This window comes from Mesorhizobium sp. DCY119 (assembly GCF_003590645.1).
Lineage (GTDB): Bacteria > Pseudomonadota > Alphaproteobacteria > Rhizobiales > Rhizobiaceae > Mesorhizobium_M.
In genome coordinates, this window is the sequence record NZ_CP031834.1 from 1,121,532 (window position 1) to 1,143,793 (window position 22,262).

Genomic DNA, 22,262 nt, shown 5'->3' on the forward strand with positions numbered 1-22,262 from the left:
GAAGTTATTATTCTTGTTAGGCGGCTTCAGTCCTCGTGCCAGGCGGAGCGCAGGACACGGAACCAGTTTTCGCGGCATAGTTTCGCCAGTTCCGCGCCACCATAGCCCGCGCCCTGCAAGGCGACAACGAGGTTCTGAAGGCCCGCCGCGGTGCCGATTTCCCTGGGGATCAAGGCGCCGTCGAAGTCGGAGCCGATGGCGACGCCATCGATGCCGAGCTTGTCGACGAGATAGTCGATATGGCGGACCATGTCGGAGATCGGCGTGTCGGCGTTTTCCCGCCCGTCGGCGCGCAGCATGGTGACGGCGAAGTTCAGCCCGACCAGGCCGTTGCTTTCGCGGATGGCGTCGAGCTGTCTGTCGGTGAGGTTGCGCGCGACCGGGACCAGCGCATGCGGATTGGAATGGCTCGCCACCAGCGGCTGGTCGCTCAGCTTGGCGACGTCCCAGAAGCCTTTTTCGGTGATGTGCGACAGGTCGATCATGATGCCGAGGCGATTGCATTCGCGAACCAGCTGGCAGCCGGCGTCTGTCAGGCCGGGGCCGGTGTCCGGGCTCATCGGATAGGCGAAGGGCACGCCATGGCCGAACACATTGTTGCGGCTCCAGACCGGCCCGAGCGAACGCAGGCCGGCGGCGTAGAACACTTCCAGCGCGGCGAGATCCGGTCCGATCGCCTCGCAGCCTTCCATGTGCAACACGGCGGCGAAAGCTTCGTCGGCCAGCGCATTGTCGATATCGGCCATGGTGCGGCAGAGACGCCAGGCGCCGGCGCGCTCAAGCTTCAACGCGACCGCCGCCATTTCCAGTGCGATGTCGAGTGAGGGGGAACGTTCGAGCGGCTTGGAAAGCGGGGTCACATAGCTGCCGTCGGCGCCCGGTTCCTTCAGCACCAGATGACCGGAGGGAATGTAGATCGCGCACAGGCCGCCGGCGAGTCCGCCGGCACGGGCGCGGGGCAGATCGATATGGCCTTTGGCCGTGCCCTTGGCGAACTCGGTGACAGCGTCGCCGCCGTCCTTTTCATGCCGCCAGAGGCGAAGCAGAACGTCGTTGTGACCGTCGAAGACTGCGTGCATGGGCAACCCTTTTTGCATGGATGATGCAAATGGTTCGGGCAAGATCAAGAGATATCGGCGCGCCGCCTTTACTGGCTCGACCGAAACAAGCCGGCTGGTCTCACTGCCGTTGCGTCAATGCCGCGCCGGTATCTGCACGAGCGCGGCAAAGCAAAAGGCTGCTCAGTCCTCTTCATCGTCGGTTGCGGATGCCCAGGAATGTGGGTTGATCTTCTTCTGCGTGCTGGAATCGGTGAATGCCCACCAGCCCACATCGTTCTCGTCTCCCTCGCCGCCAAGCGCCTTCAGCATCTCGGCCGAGCGATACTGGGCGATGGATTCGTTCTCCTGCCCGTCGGCGTCTTTCCAGAAGACGCGGACCTTGCTGCCGTTTTTCGGCGCAGTGGCGATAGGCTTGGGATTCGGCATCTTTGTTCCTCCTGATGTCCGCATGAAGGTAAGGCCGAATTCGCGAATGGCAATCGGGTCGTTCATCACTGTGAAGGCTGGTTAAGGTTAGTCGATCGTTAAAACTTGTCGGGCACATTCCAGCGACGGGACGACCGCGGGGGCGGTCGGCGATGGATTCGCGGTGGGGTAACTATGCTGGATATCGTAGGCGCGGGAGTTTCGCCGGGAATGGGCGAATTGGCGTCAGACCTCGAGCGGGTCCTCGATTCCATGAAGATGGGCGTCGTGCTTGTCGACGCCGACCTCAACGCGCTGGTCGTCAACACGGAATTCTACAAGCTCTGGAAAATGACGCCGGACGATATCGGCGTCGGTTCATCGTTTCGGGCGGTGATGGACTTCAACCGTCACAACGGCATCTACGACGTCAACGACGAGAAGTGGGAAAGCTACGTCGCCTATCGGCTGAATGAAATCCGCGCCGGCGATGTCGCCCCGCGCGAATTCAAGCGCGCCGACGGCTGCACCATGATCTATTCGGTGACGGCACTTTCCGGCGGCAAGCGCCTCGTTTCCTACTACGACATCACCGAGATGAAGGAGCGTGAACAGCGGCTCGCCGAGACGGTGGAAAAGACCCGCCTGTCCGAAGCCGTCATCAACGGCATCAAGGACCCGATCTTCGTCAAGGACGCAGACCTGCGCTTCGTCTTCGTCAACGAGGCGTTTTCGACCCTGTTCGGCAGGAAGCCGCAGGACATGCTGGGAAAGGTCGGCGCTGATTTCTTTGCCGCCGAACAGGCCGAAGGCTTCGAGGACAGCGAGCGCCATGTGCTGCTCACCGGCCAGCCCTACGAAGTCGAGGAGAATTTCGAGTTTCTCGGCAAGGCCAAGTCGCGCATCGTGCGCAAGAACCGCGTCAGCGTCGACAGCGGCAAGAATTTCGTTGCCGGCTTTCTTTTCGATGTGACGGATATCAAGTCGCGCGAGAACGAAGCCGACGAGGCGCGCCGGCGACTGGCCAGTGTGCTGGAATCGCTGCCGGCAGGTGTCATCATCTACGATCGCCACGACAAGTTCGTGCTGGCAAACCGCAAGCTGCAGGCTTCGCTGCCGGGCATGGCGGCTGCCTGGGTGCCTGGCTGCACGCTGCGTGAGGCAATCGAACTGGCGCATCATGTCGGCTATTTCCGGCAAAGCGAAGATCCCGAGCTGGATGCGCTTTATGACAGCGATCCCGACGGCTGGGTGCGGCGTTATATGGGGCGCTACCACGTCAAACATTTGGCGGCAGAGCGCATCAACCCGGATGGGCGCTGGTTCCAGACATTCGACATGCGCATGGACGACGGCACCTATATCGGCGTGCGCGTCGACATTACGGAATTGAAGACGCGCGAAAAGGCGCTGCGCGACAGCATGCGCCAGATCGATCTCTTCCGGCATGTTCTCGATGAATTGCCGGTCTCGACCTACGTCAAGAATGCCGACCTGACTTTCGAGTTCGTCAACAAGGCCTGGAGCACCATCACCGGGGTTTCGCAGCAGGCGGCAATCGGGCGAAGCGACCGCGATTTCTTCGGCGAGGAAGGTGAGGGTTTCGCCGAGCGCGATCTCGACGTTCTGCGCAGCGGCAAGCTGAACGAGACCGAGGAGGTGCTGACCCATTCCGACGGCACCGTGCGCCAGCTTTACGCCAAGAAAAGCCGGCTTGTTTCCATCGATGGCTCCGTGCATCTCATCGGCTCCAGCACCGATGTCACCGAGCTGAAGGAGCGTGAGGCCGAGCTTGAAGAGGCCCAGCGCCGGGCCGTTCTGGCCGACCGTGCGAAATCGGAATTCCTCGCCAATATGAGCCATGAAATCCGCACGCCGATGAATGGCGTGCTTGGCATGGCCGAGCTGCTGGCAAAGTCCGACCTCGACCCGAAGCAGAAGACGTTTACCGACATCATCGTGAAATCGGGCAATGCGCTGCTGACCATCATCAACGACATTCTCGACTTCTCCAAGATCGATGCCGGGCAGCTGGTGCTCGATCCAGCACCCTTCAATCTGGCCGAAGCCATCGAGGATGTCGCCACGCTGGTGTCGACGCGGGCCAAGGAAAAAGACCTCGAACTGATCGTGCGTGTCGCGCCCAATCTCTACGATCTGTTTGTCGGCGACGTCGGCCGCATTCGCCAGATCATCACCAATCTGGTCGGCAACGCCGTCAAGTTCACGGATTCCGGCCATGTGCTGATCGACGTGACCGGCGAGACGGTGGACGGTATCGCCAGTCTGCGCATTGCGGTGACCGATACGGGCATCGGCATTCCGGCAGACAAGCTGAAGCAGGTGTTCGAGAAATTCAGCCAGGTCGATGCCTCGTCGACAAGGCGCCATGAAGGCACCGGCCTCGGCCTTGCCATCACCTCGCGGCTTGTCGGTCTTATGGACGGTGACATCGGCGTCGAAAGCACCGAGGGCAAGGGCTCTACCTTCTGGTTCACGCTGTCCCTGCCCAATGCGGGACGGCCGGAAGGCCGCAAGGTGACGCCGGTCGACGTCACCGGCGCGCGCATCCTCATCGTCGATGACAATGCGGTCAACCGCTCGATCCTGATCGAGCAGATGGCGTCCTGGACCTTCGATGCCTGTGCTGCGCAGAGCGGCGAGGAAGGGCTGAAGGTGCTGCATGCGGCTGCAACCCTCGGCGTTCCTGTCGATTGCGTGGTGCTCGACTATCAGATGCCAAACATGTCGGGCGCTGAAATGGCGCGCATCGTGCGCAACACGCCCGGCCTCGCAAACACGCCGATCGTCATGCTGACATCGGTCGACCAATCGCTCGTCAATGCCAGCTATCGCGATCTGGCGATCGACGCGCAGCTCATCAAGCCGGCGCGTTCCTCGACGCTTCTCGAAGCCCTGGTCTCGACCATACAGCGCCGGCGCAGCGCCTATTTTGCCGGCGAACCAAGGCGCGGCGCCGTTGCCGATGTTGCGGCGAAGCCGGTGTCCCAGCCTGCCGTCAGCCTGCGGACGCGCAGCCGGCCAGTCAGCTCGGCCGAGCACAGGCTCGATATCCTCGTGGCCGAAGACAATGAGGTCAACCAGCTCGTTTTCACCCAGATACTGGGCGAAACCGATTTCACCTTCGAGATCGTCGGCAATGGCAGGAAGGCGCTGGCCGCCTTCACCGAGATGCGGCCGCGCATGATCCTGATGGATGTTTCCATGCCGGAAATGAACGGGCTGGAAGCAACGGCTGCAATCCGCGAACTGGAAGCGCAGTCCGGAACGCGCATTCCCATCATCGGCGTGACGGCGCACGCGCTGAAGGGCGACCGTGACCGCTGCATCGAAGCCGGCATGGACGACTATCTCGCCAAGCCGATCAGCCCCAAGGCCCTGCTCGAAAAAGTCCAGCGCTGGGCATGGCTCGACGATCAGGACAAGCGCGAAGCCGTCTGAAGGCGGCAGCGTTAATTTTTTCTTGCTTCGCTCTTCTCCGCTCCTGCAGCGCTCGCCAGAGCCGCCGAGCGGCGTAACTGCTTGATTCCCGCACGGAACGCGCCGGGCATTCCATGGCATGCCGAAAACGCCTGTTTTCAGGCGTTACCGAGGTGACATGAAACTGTCATCTGACTGTTACAATCGGGCGTTAATGCCTCTCCCGACGCAAAGAAACGCGTTGAAGAAAATTCCCCGACAGGAGTTAGGCCCCAATGACCAAATTCTTTCTTACGGCGTCGGCCGCAGCGATCGCGCTTGCCGCTTCCGCCGGCTACGCCGCAGCCCGCGACCAGATCCAGGTCGCTGGTTCCTCGACCGTTCTGCCCTATGCAAAGATCGTTGCCGAGAACTTCGGCGAGACCTTCACCAACTTCAAGACCCCTGTGGTCGAGTCCGGCGGCAGCGGCGCCGGCATCAAGGAATTCTGCAAGGGCGTCGGCGAGAACACCATCGACATCGCCAATTCCTCGCGCAAGATCAAGGACGACGAAGTGAAGTCCTGCGTCGACGCCGGCGTCAAGGACATCCAGGAAGTCAAGATCGGCTATGACGGCATCGTCTTCGCCACCGACATCAACGGCCCGGATTGGGCGCTGGTGCCGGCTGACGTCTACAAGGCACTTGCTGCCCAGCTCGTCGTCGACGGCAAGCTCGTCAACAACCCGAACACCAAGTGGAATCAGGTCAACCCGAACCTGCCCGACTGGGACATCGCTGCCTACATCCCGGGTGAAAAGCACGGCACCCGCGAAGTGTTCGAAGAAAAGCTGATGACCGAAGGCTGCAAGTCCTCGGGCGCGATCGATGCCATCAAGGCCGCCGGCCAGGATGACAAGGCTGCCGCCAAGACCTGCGTTGCTATCCGCAAGGACGGCAAGGCTGTCGACATCGACGGCGACTACACCGAAACGCTCGCCCGCATCGCGTCCAACAAGACCGGCGTCGGCGTGTTCGGCCTCGCCTTCTACGAAAACAACGCCGACAAGCTGAAGGTCGCGACCGTCGAGGGCATCGTTCCTTCGACCGAGACCATCGCCAAGGGCGAATATCCGGTGTCGCGTCCGCTGTACTTCTACGTCAAGAAGGCTCACCTCGGCGTCGTTCCGGGTCTGAAGGAATATGTCGACTTCTTCCTCGACGACCAGATGGTCGGCCCGGAAAGCCCGCTTGCCGATTACGGCCTGGTTTCGGCTCCGGAAGGCGAGCGCAAGGAACAGCGCGAAGCCTTCGACGCCGGCAAGACCATGTAATCAGACGACATTTCGGGGCGCGGGATTATCCTGCGCCCCGAAACGCCTGCCATCCCGGAGTAGTCCATGTCCTTGATGCTCGTCTTCGCGCTCGTATTCGTCATAGGCGCCGTCGCCTTTTTCATCGGACGACAGCGTGCCGCCGCCCACGACAATGGCAAGGTCAAGCCGCACTCCCGTGCTCACTATCATGGTTGGTGGGCCTTCCTGCTCGCCACGCTGCCCGCACTTCTCCTGCTGGCCATCTGGAGCATCGGCTCCAGCGTCTATCTCAACAGCCATATCAATGGGCAGTTGCCGGCACAGACCGCCGAAAGCGCTGTTGCCAGCCGCACATTGGCTGCCAGCCTGACCAAGAGCCTCGCCAACGGCCTGCGCAAGCTTGAGCCGGAAGCGGCAAACAATTTGCCGGCTACCTTCGCCGAACTGCAGCCCATGCTTGCAGCGCGCGGCGTAGCACTGGCACCGGACACCCAGGACTACATGATACCGATCGCGGTGGATGCCAACCGCACGCAGGACACGATGCAGTTGATCGGCGGGGTCCTGGTTCTCGCACTTGCCGTCGCCGGTGCCGTCTTCGGCCTTTCTCAGATCAAAGTCAGGGCGCGTGCGCGCAACAATGTCGAAAGGCTCATTCTCTGGGGCCTGCTCGGCGCCTCGACCATCGCCATCCTGACGACGGTCGGCATCGTGCTTTCGATGCTGTTCCAGTCGATCAACTTCTTCGAGCGCGTGCCTTTCTTCAGCTTCTTCTTCGGCACCGTCTGGGACCCGCGCTTTGCTGCTGCCGGCGCCGGCGAGTCGGCTGGTCAGTTCGGCCTTATCCCGCTTCTTGCCGGCACGCTTTATATCGCGCTGGTCGCCATGCTGGTTGCCGTTCCGGTCGGCCTGATGTCGGCGGTCTATATGGCCGAATATGCTTCGCCGAAGGTGCGCGCCGTGGTCAAGCCGGCGCTGGAACTGCTCGCCGGCATCCCGACCATCGTCTACGGCATTTTCGCACTGGTGACGCTCGGACCCTTCCTGCGCGACCTCAGTGCAGCCCTTGCCGGCGGCACCTCCTTCATCCAGGCGCAGAGCATCCTGACAGCCGGCCTCGTCATGGGCGTCATGCTCATTCCGGTGGTCTCGTCGCTGTCCGACGACATCATCACCGCGGTGCCGCGCGCCATGCGCGACGGTTCGCTCGGCCTCGGCGCGACGCGCTCGGAGACGATCCGCAAGGTGATCTTGCCGGCTGCGCTGCCGGGCATTGTCGGCGCCATCCTGCTCACAGCCTCGCGTGCCATCGGTGAGACGATGATCGTGGTGCTTGCCGCAGGCGTGGCCGCAAACCTGACGCTCAACCCGTTCGAGGCGATGACCACCATCACCGTCAAGATCGTCAATCAGCTCACCGGCGACCTTGAGTTCAACTCGCCGCAGACGCTGGTCGCCTTCGCGCTGGGTATCACGCTCTTCTTCCTGACGCTGATCATGAACATCTTCGCCCTCTACATCGTGCGCAAGTACCGGGAACAGTACGAATGACCGACATTTCCATGGACACAGTGGCTGGTGCCGTCCCCCGTCCGCGCCGCGATATCGGGCTGAAGCGCCGCTACGCCGCCGAACGCCGCTTCCGCATCTACGGCATGCTGGCGATCTCGGTCGGCCTCGTCTTCCTGGCGATCATGCTGTTTTCGATCGTCTCCAAGGGCTACACGGCGTTCTGGCAGACGACGGTGTCCCTGCCGATCAATTTCGACGAGAAGATCCTTGATCCGGACAACAAGCGCGCCACCGATCCGAGCGTGCTGATCTCAGCCAATTACCCCAAGCTGGCCGAGAATGCGCTGGTCGCAAAGCTCGGCATCAACCCGGACGACAAGGTGACGATCCGCAAGCTCAAGGGCTTCCTGTCGGACGGCGCGCGCACGCAACTGCGCGATGTGGTCGCCGCCGACCCCTCGGTCATCGGCACGACACGCAACGTCGACATCCTGGCGGCCGCCAATCTCGACTCGGCCTTCAAGGGCCAGATCGATCTCAACGTCGATGAGGCGCGGCGCAAGGTTTCCGACCAGCAGGTCATCTGGATGAAGCAGCTGACGGCCGATGGTTCGATGGCCGAGCATTTCAACAAGGGCCTGTTCACCTTCGGCGCGTCCAGCCGTCCTGAAACCTCGGGCATGGGCGTAGCGATCATCGGCTCCTTCTACATGATGGTGATCGTGCTCCTGCTCGCCCTTCCCATCGGCGTTGCCGCCTCGATCTATCTTGAGGAATTCGCCAAGAAGAGCCGCCTGACCGACCTGATCGAGGTCAACATCAACAATCTGGCCGCGGTGCCGTCGATCGTCTTTGGCCTGCTCGGTCTGTCGGTGTTCATCAACTTCCTCGGCCTGCCGCGTTCGGCGGCCTTTGTCGGCGGCCTCGTGCTGACGCTGATGACCCTGCCGACGATCATCATCGCGACGCGCGCCGCCCTTGCCGCAGTGCCGCCGTCGATCCGCTCGGCAGCGTTGGGTCTCGGCGCATCCAAGATGCAGATGGTGTTCCAGCACATATTGCCGCTGGCTGCCCCCGGCATCCTGACCGGCACCATCATCGGCCTGGCGCGCGCGCTGGGCGAGACGGCGCCGCTGCTCTTGATCGGCATGGTCGCCTTCGTCGCCAATTATCCGACGACGCCTTTCGAGCCGGCGACGGCCTTGCCGGTGCAGATCTACATGTGGGCCAACGAGGCCGAGCGCGCTTTCGTCGAGCGCATGTCGGGCGCCATCATCATCCTGCTCATCTTCCTGATGGCGATGAACATCACCGCGATCGTGCTGCGCCGCCGCTTTGAACGGCGCTGGTAGAAAAGGACCATGTTATGAACATCATGACCGAGAAAGCACTCGAAAGCGCAGTGAGCGATAAAATGAGCGGCACACCCAACGAAATCATCAAGATGCGCGGCAATAAGGTCGGCGTGTTCTACGGCGAAAAGCAGGCGCTGTTCGATGTCGACCTCGACGTGCGCGAGAACCAGGTGACGGCGCTGATCGGCCCTTCGGGCTGCGGCAAGTCGACCTTCCTGCGCTGCCTTAACCGCATGAACGACACCATCGACAGCGCGCGGGTGACCGGCAAGATCACGCTCGACAACGAAGACATCTACGACAAGAACATCGACGTGGTCGAACTGCGCGCCCGCGTCGGCATGGTCTTCCAGAAGCCGAACCCGTTCCCGAAGTCGATCTACGAGAACGTCGCTTACGGCCCGCGCATCCACGGCCTGGCCAAGAAGAAATCCGAACTCGACCATGTCGTCGAGACCAGCCTGAAGAAGGCCGGCCTGTTCAACGAGGTCAAGGACCGCCTGCTCGAACCCGGCACCGGCCTTTCCGGCGGCCAGCAGCAGCGCCTGTGCATCGCGCGCGCGATCGCGGTTTCACCCGAAGTGATCCTGATGGATGAGCCGTGCTCGGCGCTCGATCCGATCGCGACTGCAAGGGTCGAGGAACTGATCGACGAACTGCGCCAGAACTACACGATCGTCATCGTCACCCACTCGATGCAGCAGGCCGCGCGCGTTTCGCAGCGCACGGCGATGTTCCATCTCGGCTATCTCGTCGAAGAAGGTGCGACCGACAAGATGTTCACCAACCCCGACGACAAGCGAACCCAGGACTACATCACCGGCCGCTTCGGCTGACGCGAACACGACGCGGATTGCAAGGACAGCATCATGGGCGAACATACCGTCACCTCTTTCGATGAAGATCTGGGACATATCGACCGTCTCATCCGGGATATGGGCGACCTGGCCGGCTCGATGGTCAGCGCTTCGATCCAGGCGCTGGTCCAGTCGGACAATGCGCTCGGCCAGCGCGTCGTTTCGGACGACGCCATCATGGACGCGCGCCAGCGCGAGCTCGATGAGCGCGCGATCACGCTGATCGCCAAGCGCCAGCCGATGGCGCAGGACCTGCGCGCCGTGGTCGGCGCCATCCGCATGGCCGGCGATCTGGAGCGAATCGGCGACCTTGCCAAGAACATCGCCAAGCGCGTCAGCGCTGTCGGCCAGAGCGCTACGCCGCGCGACCTTGCCCATTCGATCGAGGCGATGTCGGGCATGGTGCTGGATCAGGTTCGGGAGGTGGTCGACCACTATGTGTCGCGTCGGCCTGAAGAGTTGCAGGCGCTGCGCGCCGCCGATGAGAAGATCGACGTCAAATACACCGCCGTGTTCCGCGAGCTCCTGACCTACATGATGGAAGACCCGCGCAACATAACCGCTTGCACACATCTCCTGTTCTGCGCCAAGAATCTGGAGCGTATCGGCGACCATGTCACCAACATTGCCGAAAACGCCTATTATGTGATGACCGGCAAGCAGCTTCCGCTCAATCGGCCGAAGCAGGACGAAACTTCGATGACTGCACCGGCCGCGTGAGGCGGGTCGGCAGCGAAGCTTTAAAAGGGTAAGCTTGTTCCACCGGCGGTGCGAACCCGCCGGACACCATGCGAAAGGCGAGGGGGCTCGAACCGGATCGCGTTAACAGGACGGCAAATTGATGATCGCACCCAAAGTCATGGTGGTCGAAGACGAAGAGCCGCTGGGCGTGCTGCTTCGCTATAATCTCGAATCGGAAGGCTATCAGGTCGAGATCGTGCCGCGCGGCGACGAGGCCGAAATCCGGCTTCAGGAAAACGTACCCGATCTTCTGGTGCTGGACTGGATGCTGCCGGCGGTTTCCGGCATCGAGCTTTGCCGGCGGCTGAGAATGCGCCCCGAAACCGAGCGCCTGCCGATCATCATGCTGACGGCGCGTGGTGAAGAAAGCGACCGCGTGCGCGGGCTTTCCACCGGGGCCGACGACTATCTGGTCAAGCCGTTCTCAACGCCGGAATTCATGGCGCGGGTGAGGGCGCTTTTGCGCCGCGCCAAGCCGGAAGTGCTGTCCAGCGTGCTCAAGGTCGGCGACATCGTGCTCGACCGCGAGGCGCACCGCGTCTATCGCAAGAAGAGCGAGATCAAGCTTGGGCCGACGGAATTCCGCCTGCTCGAATTCATGATGCGCCATCCCGGCCGAGTCTTCTCGCGCAGCCAGCTTCTCGACAATGTCTGGGGCGAGACGATCTATATCGATGAGCGCACGGTGGACGTGCATGTCGGCCGGTTGCGCAAGGCCGTCAACACGGGCCGCATGCCCGATGTCATCCGCACCATTCGCGGCTCGGGCTACGCCATCCGCGAGGACTGAGCGGTTGCCTGACGCTTCTCAGGCAACCTTGTGGCCGGCTGCTGCCGGGCTTGAGCCCGGCGCAAAAATCTCCTGATCGACAAAGGTCAGCGCCTGCATGGTGCTGCCCTCGCGGATGAGTGGTAGCTCGTTCGGCTCTGTATCGAAGGAAATCGCCTTGTTGTGCTGGCCGCCGGCGGTCTTGTCGATCGCTTCGCGCAGCGCCGGCTCGATCAGGTCGAAAGCGGTCGCGCCGATGCCGACGACGGCCACCGGAGCAGGATCGATCAGCGCGAACAGGCTTCCCAAGCCGAAGCCGATCGCTTCGCCGGCCTTGCGGAACGCTTCGCGCTCGGGGCCGGGCCCTGCACGCGCCACATCTGCCAGCATGCGCATGTCGCCATCGCTGATGTCGGCAAGCGGCGCGTCGTCTTCGCTTGCCTGTTTTGCCTTACGCCATATTGCGTAGTTGCCGGCATAGGCTTCGACGCAGCCGCGGCGGCCGCAGCGGCAGAGCGCGCCATCGGGCCGGTGGATCATATGGCCGAACTCGCCGCCGGAGGATTGCGTGCCGGTGAAGAGGTCGCCCTTCAGCACCATGCCCATGCCGATGCCGTGCGAAAGCAGCACGGCGATGAAGTCGTTGTGGTAGCGCTCGGGCTTGCGCCATCTCAGCGCCACCGCGATCATGTTGCAGTCGTTCTCGACGGTCACCGGAATGCCGGTTGCTTCCTCGATGATGTCGGCGAACGCGATGTGGGTATGCGCCGTGATCGGCGTCCACAGCATGGCTCGGGAGGTGGAATCGGTGATGCCCTGCACGGCCATGCCGATGCGCATCACGCGCCGGCCGGCCGATTTACGCAGCGCGATCTGCCGGCGCACCATGGCCACGCATTCGCCGATCAAGCCGTCGCGCGACATGGTTAGCGTTTCAAGCTTGCGCTCTTCCTCGGACACGACCTCACCGGAATAGTCGACGATCGCGACCGAAAGGAAGTTCAGGGAAAGGACGACGGTGACGATTTCGGCGGCATCGGGGTTCAGTTCCAGCGCCACCTGTGGCCGCCCGCGCTTTTGTGACGACGCCTCGGGTCCCTTGGCCTCCAGCAGGATGCCCTCGGCGATGAGGTCCGACGAGATTGCGGAAATGGTCGAGTGGCTGAGGCCGGTCGAGCCGGCGATTTCGGTGCGCGACGGCTGTTGCGCCTGGCGCACGGCGGCAATGACCATGGCGCGGTTGCGCTTGCGCAGATCGTCGTGACGGATCGCGACCGACATGTTTTCGTATTCCTCCCGGGAGCCTGTTCATTCCGCCGAAGCGGAACGGCTCCTGCCTTGTTGTTGGACCGCGATCACTCCTCGGACGAGGGTTCCTGGCCTTTGCAACCGTTGCGAACCATCCCTTCACCAGACAGGCCCGTCAACAGCGGCACAAGGATATTGACAGAACTCTGCGCATGCGTCATTCTTTTTTTCGAGGCTCGAAAAAAAGAGCTTCTGGGTGGGCCCGAGGGCCAAAGTATCGTTGCGCTGTCATGGCGCCAGGGAGGAAATCATGAAGAAGTTTGCAACCGCCATGCTGGCGGGTGTTGCGCTGTCCATGTCGCTGGGCGCTGTTGCGCATGCGAAGGACAAGATCGTCGGCGTGTCGTGGTCGAATTTCCAGGAAGAGCGCTGGAAGACCGACGAAGCCGCGATCAAGGCTGCTCTCGAAGCATCCGGCGACAAGTACATTTCCGCTGACGCGCAGTCGTCGGCTGCCAAGCAGCTCACCGACGTCGAAAGCCTGATCAGCCAGGGCGCCAACGCGCTCATCATCCTGGCACAGGATTCGAGCGCCATCGGACCGGCCGTCGAAAAGGCCGTTGCCGAAGGCATTCCGGTTGTCGGCTATGACCGCCTGATCGAAAACAAGGACGCCTTCTACCTGACCTTCGACAACAAGGAAGTCGGGCGCATGCAGGCCAAGGGCGTGTTCGACGTCAAGCCGGAAGGCAACTACGTCTTCATCAAGGGCTCGGGTTCCGATCCGAACGCGGACTTCCTGTTCGCTGGTGCAATGGAAGTGCTCAAGGACGCGATCGACTCGGGCAAGATCAAGAATGTCGGCGAGGCCTATACCGATGGCTGGCTGCCCGCCAACGCGCAGAAGAACATGGAGCAGTTCCTGACCGCCAACGACAACAAGGTCGATGCAGTCGTTGCCGCCAATGACGGCACTGCCGGCGGCGCGATTGCCGCTCTCGACGCCCAGGGCCTGGCCGGCTCGGTTCCGGTTTCGGGACAGGATGCCGACCATGCAGCACTCAACCGCATCGCGCTTGGCACCCAGACCGTTTCGGTGTGGAAGGACTCGCGCGAACTCGGCAAGACTGCAGCCGAAATCGCCTCGCAGCTCGCTGACGGCACCGCGATGGACAAGATCGCGAACGCCGTGAAGTTCGACGGCGGCCCGAACAAGGTCGAGATGACCTCGGTGTTCCTGAAGCCGGTTCCGGTCACCAAGGACAATCTGAACGTCGTCATCGACGCCGGCTGGGTTTCCAAGGACGTCGTCTGCCAGGGCGTGAAGGCAGGTTCGGTTCCGGCCTGCAACTAAGCCATTCGGCTTGAATAGCGACGCCGCGGTTTGATCAGAGCCGCGGCGTTTTCTTAAGGGCTTTTGCTAGAAGGCCCGATGTTTTGAAACGACGCATGACCCCCTCGGGAAATCGTTCCGGTTTTCAGGGGCATGCGCTAGGATGAAGTCCGGCTATCGGCGAAAGACCGTTAAGGCCGGCGGGAGGAAGTCATGACCGACGTGACAACGAGCGAATCTGCGGATCGGGCTCGAGCATCCGAACTCGGCGCTGTCGCCCGGTTTCTCAAGGCCACAGAACTCGATACCCGCATGCTCGGCATGGTCGGCGCGCTCCTGGTTATCTGGATCGGCTTCCATATCCTGTCGAACGGGCTGTTTCTGACGCCCCGCAACCTGTGGAACCTCTCGGTTCAATCATCATCTGTAGCGGTCATGGCCACCGGCATGGTGCTGGTCATCGTTACGCGCAACATCGACCTTTCCGTCGGCTCTCTGCTCGGTTTCGTCGGCATGATCATGGGCGTTACCCAGGCGGTGTTCCTGCCGCGGGTGATGGGCTTTCCGCTCGGCGACCCGTCCATTTGGGTCATTGCGCTGGCTGCCGGCCTCGTCGTCGGCGTGGTGATCGGCGCCTTCCAGGGCTTTCTCATCGCCTATCTCGGCATTCCGGCCTTCATCGTCACGCTCGGCGGCCTGCTCGTCTGGCGCGGTGCGGCGTGGTGGGTCACCAGCGGCCAAACGGTCGCGCCCATGGATGCAACGTTCCGCCTGATGGGCGGCGGGCCTGAGGGCGCGATCGGTGCGACGTGGAGCTGGGTCATCGGCTTGGTCGCGTGTGCCGCCGTCATCCTGATGCTGCTTTCGGGCCGCCGCCAGCGCAAGCGCTTCAAGTTCCCGCTGCGACCGGTCTGGGCCGAAACGTTCCTTGGCGCTGTTACCTGCGCCGTCATCCTCGGCGCCGTCTGGGTCGCCAATTCCTATCCATGGCCGGCAGGCACGGTGAAGAAATATGCCGAGGCCAACAACATAACCATTCCCGAGGGCGGCCTGTTCATCGCCCATGGCATCGCCATTCCGGTGCTGATGGCGATCGCTGCCGGCATCATCATGACCTTCGTCACAACGCGCACCCGCTTCGGCCGCTACGTCTTCGCCATCGGCGGCAACCCTGAAGCGGCTGAACTCGCCGGCATCAACACGCGCTGGGTAACCATGAAGATCTTCATGGTCATGGGCTTCCTCGCTGCCATCAGCGCCGCGATCTCGACCGCGCGCCTGAACGCGGCGACCAACGCGCAAGGAACGCTCGACGAGCTTCTGGTGATCGCGGCAGCCGTCATCGGCGGTACGTCGCTGGCGGGCGGTGTCGGCACGGTCGCCGGCGCTATGCTGGGTGCTGCGCTGATGCAGTCGCTGCAATCGGGCATGGTGCTGCTTGGCGTCGACACGCCGCTGCAGAATATCGTCGTCGGTTTCGTGCTGGTCGTGGCCGTGTGGCTCGACACGCTCTACCGCCGGCGCGTGCAGTAATCTGGGAGGCAATCATATGGATCAGACAAGCACCCCGCTCGTCGACATGAAGAACATCTCGATCGCCTTCGGCGGCATTCGCGCCGTGGACGATGCGTCGGTCGATCTCCATGCCGGCGAAGTCGTCGCCCTGCTCGGCCACAATGGCGCCGGTAAATCGACGCTCATCAAGATACTGTCGGGCGCCTACAAGCGCGACGGCGGCGCCATCTTCGTCAATGGCGAGGAAGTCTCGATCGGCAACCCGCGCGATGCCAAGAAATACGGCATCGAGACGATCTACCAGACGCTGGCATTGGCCGACAATGTCGATGCCGCCGCCAATCTGTTCCTGGGCCGCGAGCTCAGGACGGCCTGGGGCACGCTCGATGACGTCGCCATGGAAGCCGAGGCACGCAAGGTGATGGGACGGCTCAATCCGCGCTTCCAGCGCTTCAAGGAGCCGGTGAGCAAGCTTTCGGGCGGCCAGCGTCAGTCCGTGGCGATCGCGCGCGCGATCCTTTTCAACGCCCGCATCCTCATCATGGACGAGCCGACGGCGGCCCTCGGGCCGCAGGAAACCGCGCAGGTCGGCGAACTGGTCAAGCAGCTGAAGGCCGACGGCATCGGCATCTTCCTGATCAGCCACGACATCCATGACGTGTTCGATCTCGCCGACCGCGTTTGTGTCATGAAGAACGGGCAGGTCGTCGGCACCGCGCGCACCCAGGACGTCACCAAGGACGAGGTTCTGGGCATGATCATCCTTGGAAAATGCCCGCCCGGTGCAATCCCGGGACCGGGAGCGATGGCCATCGCTGCCTGAAGCTGTTGCGCTGAGGCCACGACCAATCCATCGCATGGGCCTGTGCATTGCATTACCCCCGGCACCCTTTAATAAGGGGCTGGTATGAGCAATTCGCAGGCCCGGCCCTTGAAGAAATTTCTCTCCGTCGCGGTTTTCCTGGCTGTCGCGGCCGCGAGCCTGGCGATGGCTGGCTTTGCCTATCATTCGTCCCAGGAGGCCGCGCGTTTCAAGTTCGCGGCGACGGTGGACGATGCCATGAACCGCATCGAGAGCCGCCTCAATCTCCACCTTTCGCTGCTGCGTTCCACGCAGGCCCTTTTCAAGGTTCGCGGGCGTGAGATCGGGCGAACGGAATTCAAGGCATTCTTCGATGCGCTCGATGTTGAAAACAACTTCAAGGGCCTGAGGGGCATCGGCTTTCTCGAGATAGCCAAGCGCGGCGATGAAGCTCAGCTCCAGCAGGACATCCGCAGGATCGGGGGCACCGAAGGGTCGATCTACCCGCCATCGGAGCTGGAGTGGCGTACGCCGATAGTGCTCTACGAGCCGTTGAGTGAGGCCAACATATCCAGCCTCGGCTACGATATGTTCACGGAGGAAGCGCGGCGCGCTGCCATCGAAATGGCAATGACCAGCGGAGCGCCCCGCGCAACCGCACGGATCGTTCTCGGCGAGAATACCGGTTCGGCAGAAAAGGTGCCCGGGTTCCTGGTGTTTGCAAGCGTGGACGAAGATGAGGCGAATACCGGCACCGGAGGCGTCAAGCCAACCGTCTCGGGACTGGTCTATGTCGCGTTCCGCACCGGCGATTTGTTCGAGGCGGCGCTCGGCTCGGCTCCGCTATTGCCGGTTCATGCTGAAGTCTTCGACGGCGACGCCAGCGACGACAATCTGTTCTACCGCTCGCCGACGCCCCCGGGCGCTGCCTACAGCGAAGATTTTCGCGTGACGCGCAGCATCGTGCTGGCTGGCCGGCCCTGGACGGTCCGCTTCCGCCCGACCGCGGGGTTCTCTGAGCCGTCCTCGCCGACAATTCCGGTCATGCTCGGCCTGTTCGGGCTTCTGCTCGCCGGCGCGATTGCGATGGTCGCACGCTATCAGGAACGCACCTACGATGCCGTCGCGCGCCTGCATGAGACGACCGAAAAGAGCCTGCTGGAAAAGGATCTGATGCTTCAGGAAATGAAGCATCGCATCAAGAATTCCATCACGCGGGTTCTGGCGATGGCGCGGCAGACGGCGGCGCACGCGACCGATGTCAACGAGTTCTCCTCGTCCTTTGCCGCGCGGCTTCAGGCGATGGCCGCCTCGCAGGACATGCTGACGCGCTCTCGCTGGCAGAAGGCGGATCTCGGCGAACTCCTGCGCATCGAACTCGGGCAGGTCTTCGGCAAGGATCTGCCCGATGACATGCTGTCGGGCCCGGTCGTGCTCCTGAACGAAACCACGACGCAGGCGCTCGGCCTGACATTCCACGAGCTTGCCACCAACGCGCTGAAATATGGCGAGGCCGGCAACACGGTTGCTGCGTTGAAAGTGAAGTGGCGGGTTCATGAAGAAGGCGGCGAACGACGCCTCGGCCTGACCTGGACGGAAAGCGGCAACAAGGCGATCTCGCCGCCGACAAGAACGGGGTTCGGCACCAAGCTCATCGATATGAACATAACCCGGGAACTCTACGGCACCATCGAACGCGATTATCGCGCCGACGGCCTTCTGGTTCAGATCGATATCCCGCTGAAAGGTCTTTCAAAGACCAGGGAGTGACATTGGCGGTCACTCCTTCGAGGATCGTGCGATCCTACTGCTGGCGAACGGAATTCTTATCAGTGCGCGCCGGATTTGAGGCGACCACCACATTCGGTGCGCCGATTTCGGCGACCAGCTTGCCACTAGGCAGGACATCCCAGGTCAGCTCGGCGTCTTCCTCTTCCATGGCCGGATCGACCGGAACGCATGTCGCGAAAGTGCGCGTATGTTTGCCCTTGGCATCACGCAGAGCCATCGGAAGAACGCTCTGACATTCCTCGGCGGTCTCGAAAATGGTCACAGGCGCCGGCATCTCGGTGCATTGCTTGAGATCGCCTGAGCATCCAATTATCAGCAGCAGTGCAGCAATGTGTTCCATGGCTGGATCCTTTCGCCATGTAAACGAGCGAAGAGCCCTTTAAGTTCCAGAGCGGTGAGGCGCTTGTAGCTCTACTCTATCTCGAAGCTGCCGGCGGGAATCTCGAGCCGGTATTCGAGCGTATCGTCCTTGATCGCCAGGTTCGCCGTGCCGTTCATGGAAGCTGGGACGACGCGCTCAAGCGCCACGCTGCCGAACTTTTTTGCGCCCATATCCCTGACTTCCGGACCGATTGTTTCGGTCCAGGAAAAGGATAGGGCAGTGTCGTCCTTTACCGGGCGGGCAGAGACCGTGACGACGCCGCCAGGCCGTGAAAGGGCTCCATAACTTACCGAATTTACCGTCAATTCATGCAGCGCGAGGCCGATATGAAGTGCTGCATTGGGATTGAGATAGGGATTTACGCCGTCGAAGACGACCGAGCGGGACGCTCCCGGGCTATAGCGCCCGACCTGGCTGGTCACCAGCTCACGCAGATCCGCACCGCGCCAGTTCGACGAGGTTATCAGGTCCTGCGAAGAGGCCAGCGATTGCAGGCGGCCCCGAAAGCGCGACAGAAAGGTGTCGATCGTGCCTGAGTAGCGTCCGGTCTGGGTTGCGATGCTCTGGATGATGGCGAGCAGGTTCTTCGAGCGATGGCTCAGTTCCCGAAGCAATGTCTTGAGCGTCTGTTCCCGCCGTTTCTGTTCCGTCACTTCCACAACCGTGGTTATGACGCCAAGAACCTCGCCGGTCGCGCCCTTGTCGGCATCAATCCAGATATCGAACCATCGAGATCCTTCCTTGTCGGGAATATCGAGCACGAGTGTTTGAGGATTTGTGGTTGCCACCGCCGCGCGCTTTGCGGAAATCATCCGTTCTGCTTGAAGTGCGGGAAGAAAATCGCTGTCGGTGCGTCCGACGACCTCGCTCGGCGACCAGGGCGCCGGCAGGTTCTGCGTCCAGACGATATTCAGGTTCCGATCCTGGTAGATGACGGAAATTCCGGTGTTGCGCAACGCATGAAGAAGGCTTCTACCAAGCGGGGAGCTTTCTTCTGCGGAGGGGGCCAAAGAGGCGTTGCCGTCCTTGCCTCCTCTTTGCCCTTCCGTGAAATTCATCGTGCGGTATTCCCACTGGCAAGCTGAACGGTTCAATCTGCGATGAGTTCCCGAAAGGTCTGGCGTTCTCCCAAAAAGGTTCCGCCGAGCGGCGCCCTGTTGGGAAGCGCTGCCCGGCGGCTATCTGGAAACCGTTTGAGGGGTGCGGTTTCCAGCATCCCGTCATTTCTGGCGAATGGTCTCTATGCGCGGCGGAAAAGGCCCGCGATCAGCGAGATCACGAGGAACGCCAGGAAAATGAAGAACAGAATCTGCGCAATACCGGCCGAAGTGCCGGCAATACCGCCAAAGCCGAGCGCGCCGGCAATGATGGCTACGACAAGGAATACAAGGGCCCAGTACAACATGATCTAACTCCCTGAATTTCTATGTTTGAAAAACGCGCTACCGCGTTGTTGGTTCCAGAAACAAGATATTCTTAAAGAAAAAGGCCGCCACAGGGACGACCTTCTTCCCCTAAATCTGCGTCACGACTATGCGGCCGCTTTCGCCTGCCGGTCAAAGAACAGCGCCTGGCTGATCAGTGCCTTGACCATATCAGGATTGAACGGCTTGGTGACGAGGAATGCCGGCTCCGGTCGCTCGCCTGTCAGCAGGCGCTCGGGGAAGGCGGTGATGAAGATGACCGGCACGGCGGCGGTGGTCAGGATTTCGTTGACGGCGTCGATGCCCGAGCTGCCATCGGCCAGCTGGATATCCGCCAGCACCATTTTCGGCCGCGCCTTGTTGAACATCGCCGTAGCCTCGGTGTGCGTGCGTGCGGTGCCGACGACACGGTGGCCAAGGCTCTCGACCATCTCCTCGATGTCCATGGCGATCAGCGGCTCGTCCTCGATGATGAGGATGTCGGTAGCAACCTGCCGCGAAATCTCGTTGCTGGCCTGGGTCAGCAGTTCGACGAACTTCTCCTCGGTAACGCCAAGGATTTCGGCGCTTTCCTCATTGGTGAAGCCTTCGACCGCAACCAGCAGGAAGGCCTGGCGCGGCAATGGCGACAGCGCGGTGAGGTTGGCGGCGGCGCGCTGTTCCCACGCGGAGTTGGTTTCCTCCTGCGGTACGCGGATGGCGATCGACGTGAACAGCTTCGTGAAGACCTTGTAGAGCGCGATGCGATCGTTTGAAGCCTCAGGGAAAATGCTTATATCGGCAATGATCGCCTCTAGAACCGCCGCTACCAGCGCATCGCCGCTCTGCTGCGATCCGGAAACCGCACGGGAAAAACGCCGGAGGAAAGGCAAATGCGGGGCAATTGTTGCAGATAGACTCATGATAGGATGCTTCCCTCAACTGATGGGTCGAAATTGACTTAGTTTGAATGACCAGTCCCTTCAACGAGACTTTTACGAAAAAGTTCCCTCACACAGGGAACGAATTTCGGGCTGCCGCGTTTTTGGGGAAATTTGGGCAACCAGATGCCGATACCGTTCGCCTTGTTTTCTCTACAGCGTGACCGGAAGACGCAAGGCAAAAACAGGACGAATCGATAGCATGACCAAGCAAAAGACCGGGACAGAACCCGTCGATCGGCGCCGAAACGGGTCAGGTGATCCACTCGGAACCAACTCGGAAATTGGCCGCAAACTCAAGCAATATTATGACGAACTGGTCTCCGACGAGGTGCCGGATCGTTTCGCTCAGCTGCTTAGCCAGCTGGAACAGGCTGAACCTCTTCAGAAGAAGGGTTGATCAGCATGGCCGTTTCTCCGGCATTCAAGACGGAACTGCTCGCGACCATCCCGAACCTGCGCGCCTTTGCCGTTTCCCTTACCCAGAGCGCTGACAAGGCCGACGATCTGGTGCAGGAAACGCTCGTTAAGGCATGGGACAAGCATGAGAGTTTCCAGATGGGAACCAATCTCAAGGCCTGGCTCTTCACCATTTTGCGCAACGAATTCTATTCGCAGATGCGCAAGCGCGGACGTGAAGTGCAGGACAGCGACGGTGTGATGACCGAGCGCCTGGCGGTTCACCCCAGCCAGCATGGCATGCTCGATCTCAAGGATTTCCGCGGTGCGCTGGAACAGCTTCCGGAAGACCAGCGTGAGGCGATCATCCTGATCGGCGCATCCGGGTTTTCCTATGAGGAAGCGGCAGAAATCTGCGGCTGTGCCGTCGGCACCATCAAGAGCCGCGTCAGCCGTGCAAGAAACCGCCTTCAGGAAATCCTGGACATATCCGGTGAGGCCGAGTTCGGGCCGGACGCGATCTCGGCGCAGGTCATGGGCTCAAACGCCGCTTGAACCAGGCAGGCGGCCGGCGGTCGCTGCCAGCGCCTCGATCAGGTCGGTGCCGGAATAGGGTTTGCCGACGACGAGGACGCCGGGAAAGGCGGTAAAGATTTCATCGACATCCGCATAGCCCGACGCAAAGATGAACGGCACGCCGTTCTCATGGATTTTCTTCGCGAAAGGCAGTGTCGAGGCACCTCCGAGCATGACGTCGAGGATCGCGGCATCGAAGTCTTTCGATGCCTGCTCCTCGTCGATCTCGTCAAGGTTGCGGGCAATCACTGCATCTGCAGCGCCATTGTCCCGGCACAGCTGTTCGACATCCATCGCAATGAGGAACTCGTCCTCAAGGATCAGGATGCGCATACCGGAAAGCAAATTTGCCAATTCAAATCACCTTGTTGAAAGGCGGCAAGTCATGACGGGTAACACCCGCGCTGTCATTTAAAAAAGACATGTATCCGAATAC

At 61.5% G+C, this 22,262-nt stretch carries 21 protein-coding genes; 13 read left to right on the top strand and 8 right to left on the bottom strand.

Annotation, left to right across the window (positions count from 1 at the left end; all coding sequences use genetic code 11):
• Positions 1 to 26 precede the first annotated feature (26 nt).
• Both DZG07_RS05445 and DZG07_RS05450 read right to left on the bottom strand, forming a co-directional pair.
• Complete coding sequence (locus tag DZG07_RS05445; protein ID WP_119814958.1) at positions 27 to 1,079, bottom strand: dipeptidase; 1,053 nt, start codon at positions 1,077 to 1,079, stop codon at positions 27 to 29.
• A gap of 162 nt (positions 1,080 to 1,241) precedes the next feature.
• Positions 1,242 to 1,487: a hypothetical protein gene (locus tag DZG07_RS05450; RefSeq protein WP_091909650.1), complete on the bottom strand. Its 246-nt coding sequence runs from the start codon at positions 1,485 to 1,487 to the stop codon at positions 1,242 to 1,244.
• A 210-nt stretch (positions 1,488 to 1,697) separates the two neighbouring features.
• On the opposite strand from DZG07_RS05450, the gene DZG07_RS05455 reads away from it, so the two are divergent.
• The 7 genes from DZG07_RS05455 (at position 1,698) to phoB (ending at position 11,457) form a co-directional block, all read left to right on the top strand.
• Positions 1,698 to 4,928 carry a response regulator gene (locus tag DZG07_RS05455; protein WP_348626412.1) on the top strand — a complete coding sequence of 1,077 codons (3,231 nt, stop codon included), beginning with the start codon at positions 1,698 to 1,700 and terminating at the stop codon, positions 4,926 to 4,928.
• Positions 4,929 to 5,182: 254 nt separating this feature from the next.
• Complete coding sequence (locus DZG07_RS05460; protein WP_091909657.1) at positions 5,183 to 6,220, top strand: substrate-binding domain-containing protein; 1,038 nt, start codon at positions 5,183 to 5,185, stop codon at positions 6,218 to 6,220.
• 66 nt (positions 6,221 to 6,286) lie between these two features.
• Entirely contained in the window at positions 6,287 to 7,753 is a 1,467-nt protein-coding gene (gene pstC, locus DZG07_RS05465; protein WP_119814964.1) for a phosphate ABC transporter permease subunit PstC, read from the top strand.
• The gene (pstA, locus tag DZG07_RS05470) at positions 7,750 to 9,066 is read left to right on the top strand and encodes a phosphate ABC transporter permease PstA (protein ID WP_091909663.1); all 1,317 of its coding nucleotides are present in this window, start codon (positions 7,750 to 7,752) and stop codon (positions 9,064 to 9,066) included. Before pstC ends, pstA begins: the two co-directional genes overlap by 4 nt.
• 14 nt (positions 9,067 to 9,080) lie before the next feature.
• The gene (pstB, locus tag DZG07_RS05475) at positions 9,081 to 9,905 is read left to right on the top strand and encodes a phosphate ABC transporter ATP-binding protein PstB (RefSeq protein ID WP_091909666.1); all 825 of its coding nucleotides are present in this window, start codon (positions 9,081 to 9,083) and stop codon (positions 9,903 to 9,905) included.
• A 33-nt stretch (positions 9,906 to 9,938) separates the two neighbouring features.
• Positions 9,939 to 10,646, top strand: coding sequence for a phosphate signaling complex protein PhoU (gene phoU / locus DZG07_RS05480; protein ID WP_091909672.1), 708 nt, complete (start codon positions 9,939 to 9,941; stop codon positions 10,644 to 10,646).
• Positions 10,647 to 10,767: 121 nt separating this feature from the next.
• Positions 10,768 to 11,457 (top strand): phosphate regulon transcriptional regulator PhoB, encoded by a 690-nt coding sequence (gene phoB, locus DZG07_RS05485; protein ID WP_091909675.1) that lies wholly within the window; start codon positions 10,768 to 10,770, stop codon positions 11,455 to 11,457.
• An 18-nt stretch (positions 11,458 to 11,475) separates the two neighbouring features.
• Here the strand turns inward: phoB and DZG07_RS05490 are convergent, their stop codons facing one another.
• Entirely contained in the window at positions 11,476 to 12,717 is a 1,242-nt protein-coding gene (locus DZG07_RS05490; RefSeq protein ID WP_119814967.1) for an ROK family protein, read from the bottom strand.
• A 277-nt stretch (positions 12,718 to 12,994) separates the two neighbouring features.
• On the opposite strand from DZG07_RS05490, the gene xylF reads away from it, so the two are divergent.
• From xylF to DZG07_RS05510, 4 genes are all read left to right on the top strand, one after another.
• On the top strand, positions 12,995 to 14,038 hold the full coding sequence (gene xylF, locus DZG07_RS05495; RefSeq protein ID WP_091909680.1) for a D-xylose ABC transporter substrate-binding protein: 1,044 nt from the start codon (positions 12,995 to 12,997) through the stop codon (positions 14,036 to 14,038).
• Positions 14,039 to 14,230: 192 nt separating this feature from the next.
• Positions 14,231 to 15,550: a sugar ABC transporter permease gene (locus tag DZG07_RS05500; RefSeq protein ID WP_091909683.1), complete on the top strand. Its 1,320-nt coding sequence runs from the start codon at positions 14,231 to 14,233 to the stop codon at positions 15,548 to 15,550.
• Between the two features lie 16 nt (positions 15,551 to 15,566).
• Positions 15,567 to 16,355 (top strand): ATP-binding cassette domain-containing protein, encoded by a 789-nt coding sequence (locus DZG07_RS05505; protein ID WP_091909686.1) that lies wholly within the window; start codon positions 15,567 to 15,569, stop codon positions 16,353 to 16,355.
• Positions 16,356 to 16,439: 84 nt separating this feature from the next.
• Positions 16,440 to 18,104: a CHASE domain-containing protein gene (locus DZG07_RS05510; protein WP_091909689.1), complete on the top strand. Its 1,665-nt coding sequence runs from the start codon at positions 16,440 to 16,442 to the stop codon at positions 18,102 to 18,104.
• Between the two features lie 34 nt (positions 18,105 to 18,138).
• On the opposite strand, the gene DZG07_RS05515 is transcribed toward DZG07_RS05510, so the two are convergent.
• From DZG07_RS05515 to DZG07_RS05530, 4 genes are all read right to left on the bottom strand, one after another.
• Positions 18,139 to 18,465 (bottom strand): hypothetical protein, encoded by a 327-nt coding sequence (locus tag DZG07_RS05515; protein ID WP_119814969.1) that lies wholly within the window; start codon positions 18,463 to 18,465, stop codon positions 18,139 to 18,141.
• A gap of 71 nt (positions 18,466 to 18,536) precedes the next feature.
• Complete coding sequence (locus DZG07_RS05520; protein WP_245429630.1) at positions 18,537 to 19,517, bottom strand: PAS domain-containing sensor histidine kinase; 981 nt, start codon at positions 19,515 to 19,517, stop codon at positions 18,537 to 18,539.
• A 230-nt stretch (positions 19,518 to 19,747) separates the two neighbouring features.
• On the bottom strand, positions 19,748 to 19,912 hold the full coding sequence (locus DZG07_RS05525) for a DUF1328 domain-containing protein (RefSeq protein ID WP_018429836.1): 165 nt from the start codon (positions 19,910 to 19,912) through the stop codon (positions 19,748 to 19,750).
• A 126-nt stretch (positions 19,913 to 20,038) separates the two neighbouring features.
• On the bottom strand, positions 20,039 to 20,833 hold the full coding sequence (locus DZG07_RS05530; RefSeq protein ID WP_091909699.1) for a response regulator: 795 nt from the start codon (positions 20,831 to 20,833) through the stop codon (positions 20,039 to 20,041).
• 220 nt (positions 20,834 to 21,053) lie between these two features.
• Between DZG07_RS05530 and DZG07_RS05535 the strand changes: the two genes are divergently transcribed.
• Complete coding sequence (locus tag DZG07_RS05535) at positions 21,054 to 21,251, top strand: NepR family anti-sigma factor (RefSeq protein ID WP_162931559.1); 198 nt, start codon at positions 21,054 to 21,056, stop codon at positions 21,249 to 21,251.
• Between the two features lie 5 nt (positions 21,252 to 21,256).
• Positions 21,257 to 21,805: an RNA polymerase sigma factor gene (locus DZG07_RS05540; protein ID WP_091910293.1), complete on the top strand. Its 549-nt coding sequence runs from the start codon at positions 21,257 to 21,259 to the stop codon at positions 21,803 to 21,805.
• Here the strand turns inward: DZG07_RS05540 and DZG07_RS05545 are convergent.
• Positions 21,791 to 22,180 carry a response regulator gene (locus tag DZG07_RS05545; RefSeq protein ID WP_245429588.1) on the bottom strand — a complete coding sequence of 130 codons (390 nt, stop codon included), beginning with the start codon at positions 22,178 to 22,180 and terminating at the stop codon, positions 21,791 to 21,793. The genes DZG07_RS05540 and DZG07_RS05545 overlap by 15 nt on opposite strands.
• Between the last annotated feature and the right edge of the window lie 82 nt (positions 22,181 to 22,262).

Bases quoted from the DNA above. Each gene is read 5' to 3' on its own strand.
- DZG07_RS05445 (WP_119814958.1), bottom strand. From the start codon at position 1,079: ATGCACGCAGTCTTCGACGGTCACAACGACGTTCTGCTTCGCCTCTGG.
- DZG07_RS05450 (WP_091909650.1), bottom strand. From the start codon at position 1,487: ATGCCGAATCCCAAGCCTATCGCCACTGCGCCGAAAAACGGCAGCAAG.
- DZG07_RS05455 (WP_348626412.1), top strand. From the start codon at position 1,698: ATGGGCGAATTGGCGTCAGACCTCGAGCGGGTCCTCGATTCCATGAAG.
- DZG07_RS05460 (WP_091909657.1), top strand. From the start codon at position 5,183: ATGACCAAATTCTTTCTTACGGCGTCGGCCGCAGCGATCGCGCTTGCC.
- pstC (WP_119814964.1), top strand. From the start codon at position 6,287: ATGTCCTTGATGCTCGTCTTCGCGCTCGTATTCGTCATAGGCGCCGTC.
- pstA (WP_091909663.1), top strand. From the start codon at position 7,750: ATGACCGACATTTCCATGGACACAGTGGCTGGTGCCGTCCCCCGTCCG.
- pstB (WP_091909666.1), top strand. From the start codon at position 9,081: ATGAACATCATGACCGAGAAAGCACTCGAAAGCGCAGTGAGCGATAAA.
- phoU (WP_091909672.1), top strand. From the start codon at position 9,939: ATGGGCGAACATACCGTCACCTCTTTCGATGAAGATCTGGGACATATC.
- phoB (WP_091909675.1), top strand. From the start codon at position 10,768: ATGATCGCACCCAAAGTCATGGTGGTCGAAGACGAAGAGCCGCTGGGC.
- DZG07_RS05490 (WP_119814967.1), bottom strand. From the start codon at position 12,717: ATGTCGGTCGCGATCCGTCACGACGATCTGCGCAAGCGCAACCGCGCC.
- xylF (WP_091909680.1), top strand. From the start codon at position 12,995: ATGAAGAAGTTTGCAACCGCCATGCTGGCGGGTGTTGCGCTGTCCATG.
- DZG07_RS05500 (WP_091909683.1), top strand. From the start codon at position 14,231: ATGACCGACGTGACAACGAGCGAATCTGCGGATCGGGCTCGAGCATCC.
- DZG07_RS05505 (WP_091909686.1), top strand. From the start codon at position 15,567: ATGGATCAGACAAGCACCCCGCTCGTCGACATGAAGAACATCTCGATC.
- DZG07_RS05510 (WP_091909689.1), top strand. From the start codon at position 16,440: ATGAGCAATTCGCAGGCCCGGCCCTTGAAGAAATTTCTCTCCGTCGCG.
- DZG07_RS05515 (WP_119814969.1), bottom strand. From the start codon at position 18,465: ATGGAACACATTGCTGCACTGCTGCTGATAATTGGATGCTCAGGCGAT.
- DZG07_RS05525 (WP_018429836.1), bottom strand. From the start codon at position 19,912: ATGTTGTACTGGGCCCTTGTATTCCTTGTCGTAGCCATCATTGCCGGC.
- DZG07_RS05530 (WP_091909699.1), bottom strand. From the start codon at position 20,833: ATGAGTCTATCTGCAACAATTGCCCCGCATTTGCCTTTCCTCCGGCGT.
- DZG07_RS05535 (WP_162931559.1), top strand. From the start codon at position 21,054: ATGACCAAGCAAAAGACCGGGACAGAACCCGTCGATCGGCGCCGAAAC.
- DZG07_RS05540 (WP_091910293.1), top strand. From the start codon at position 21,257: ATGGCCGTTTCTCCGGCATTCAAGACGGAACTGCTCGCGACCATCCCG.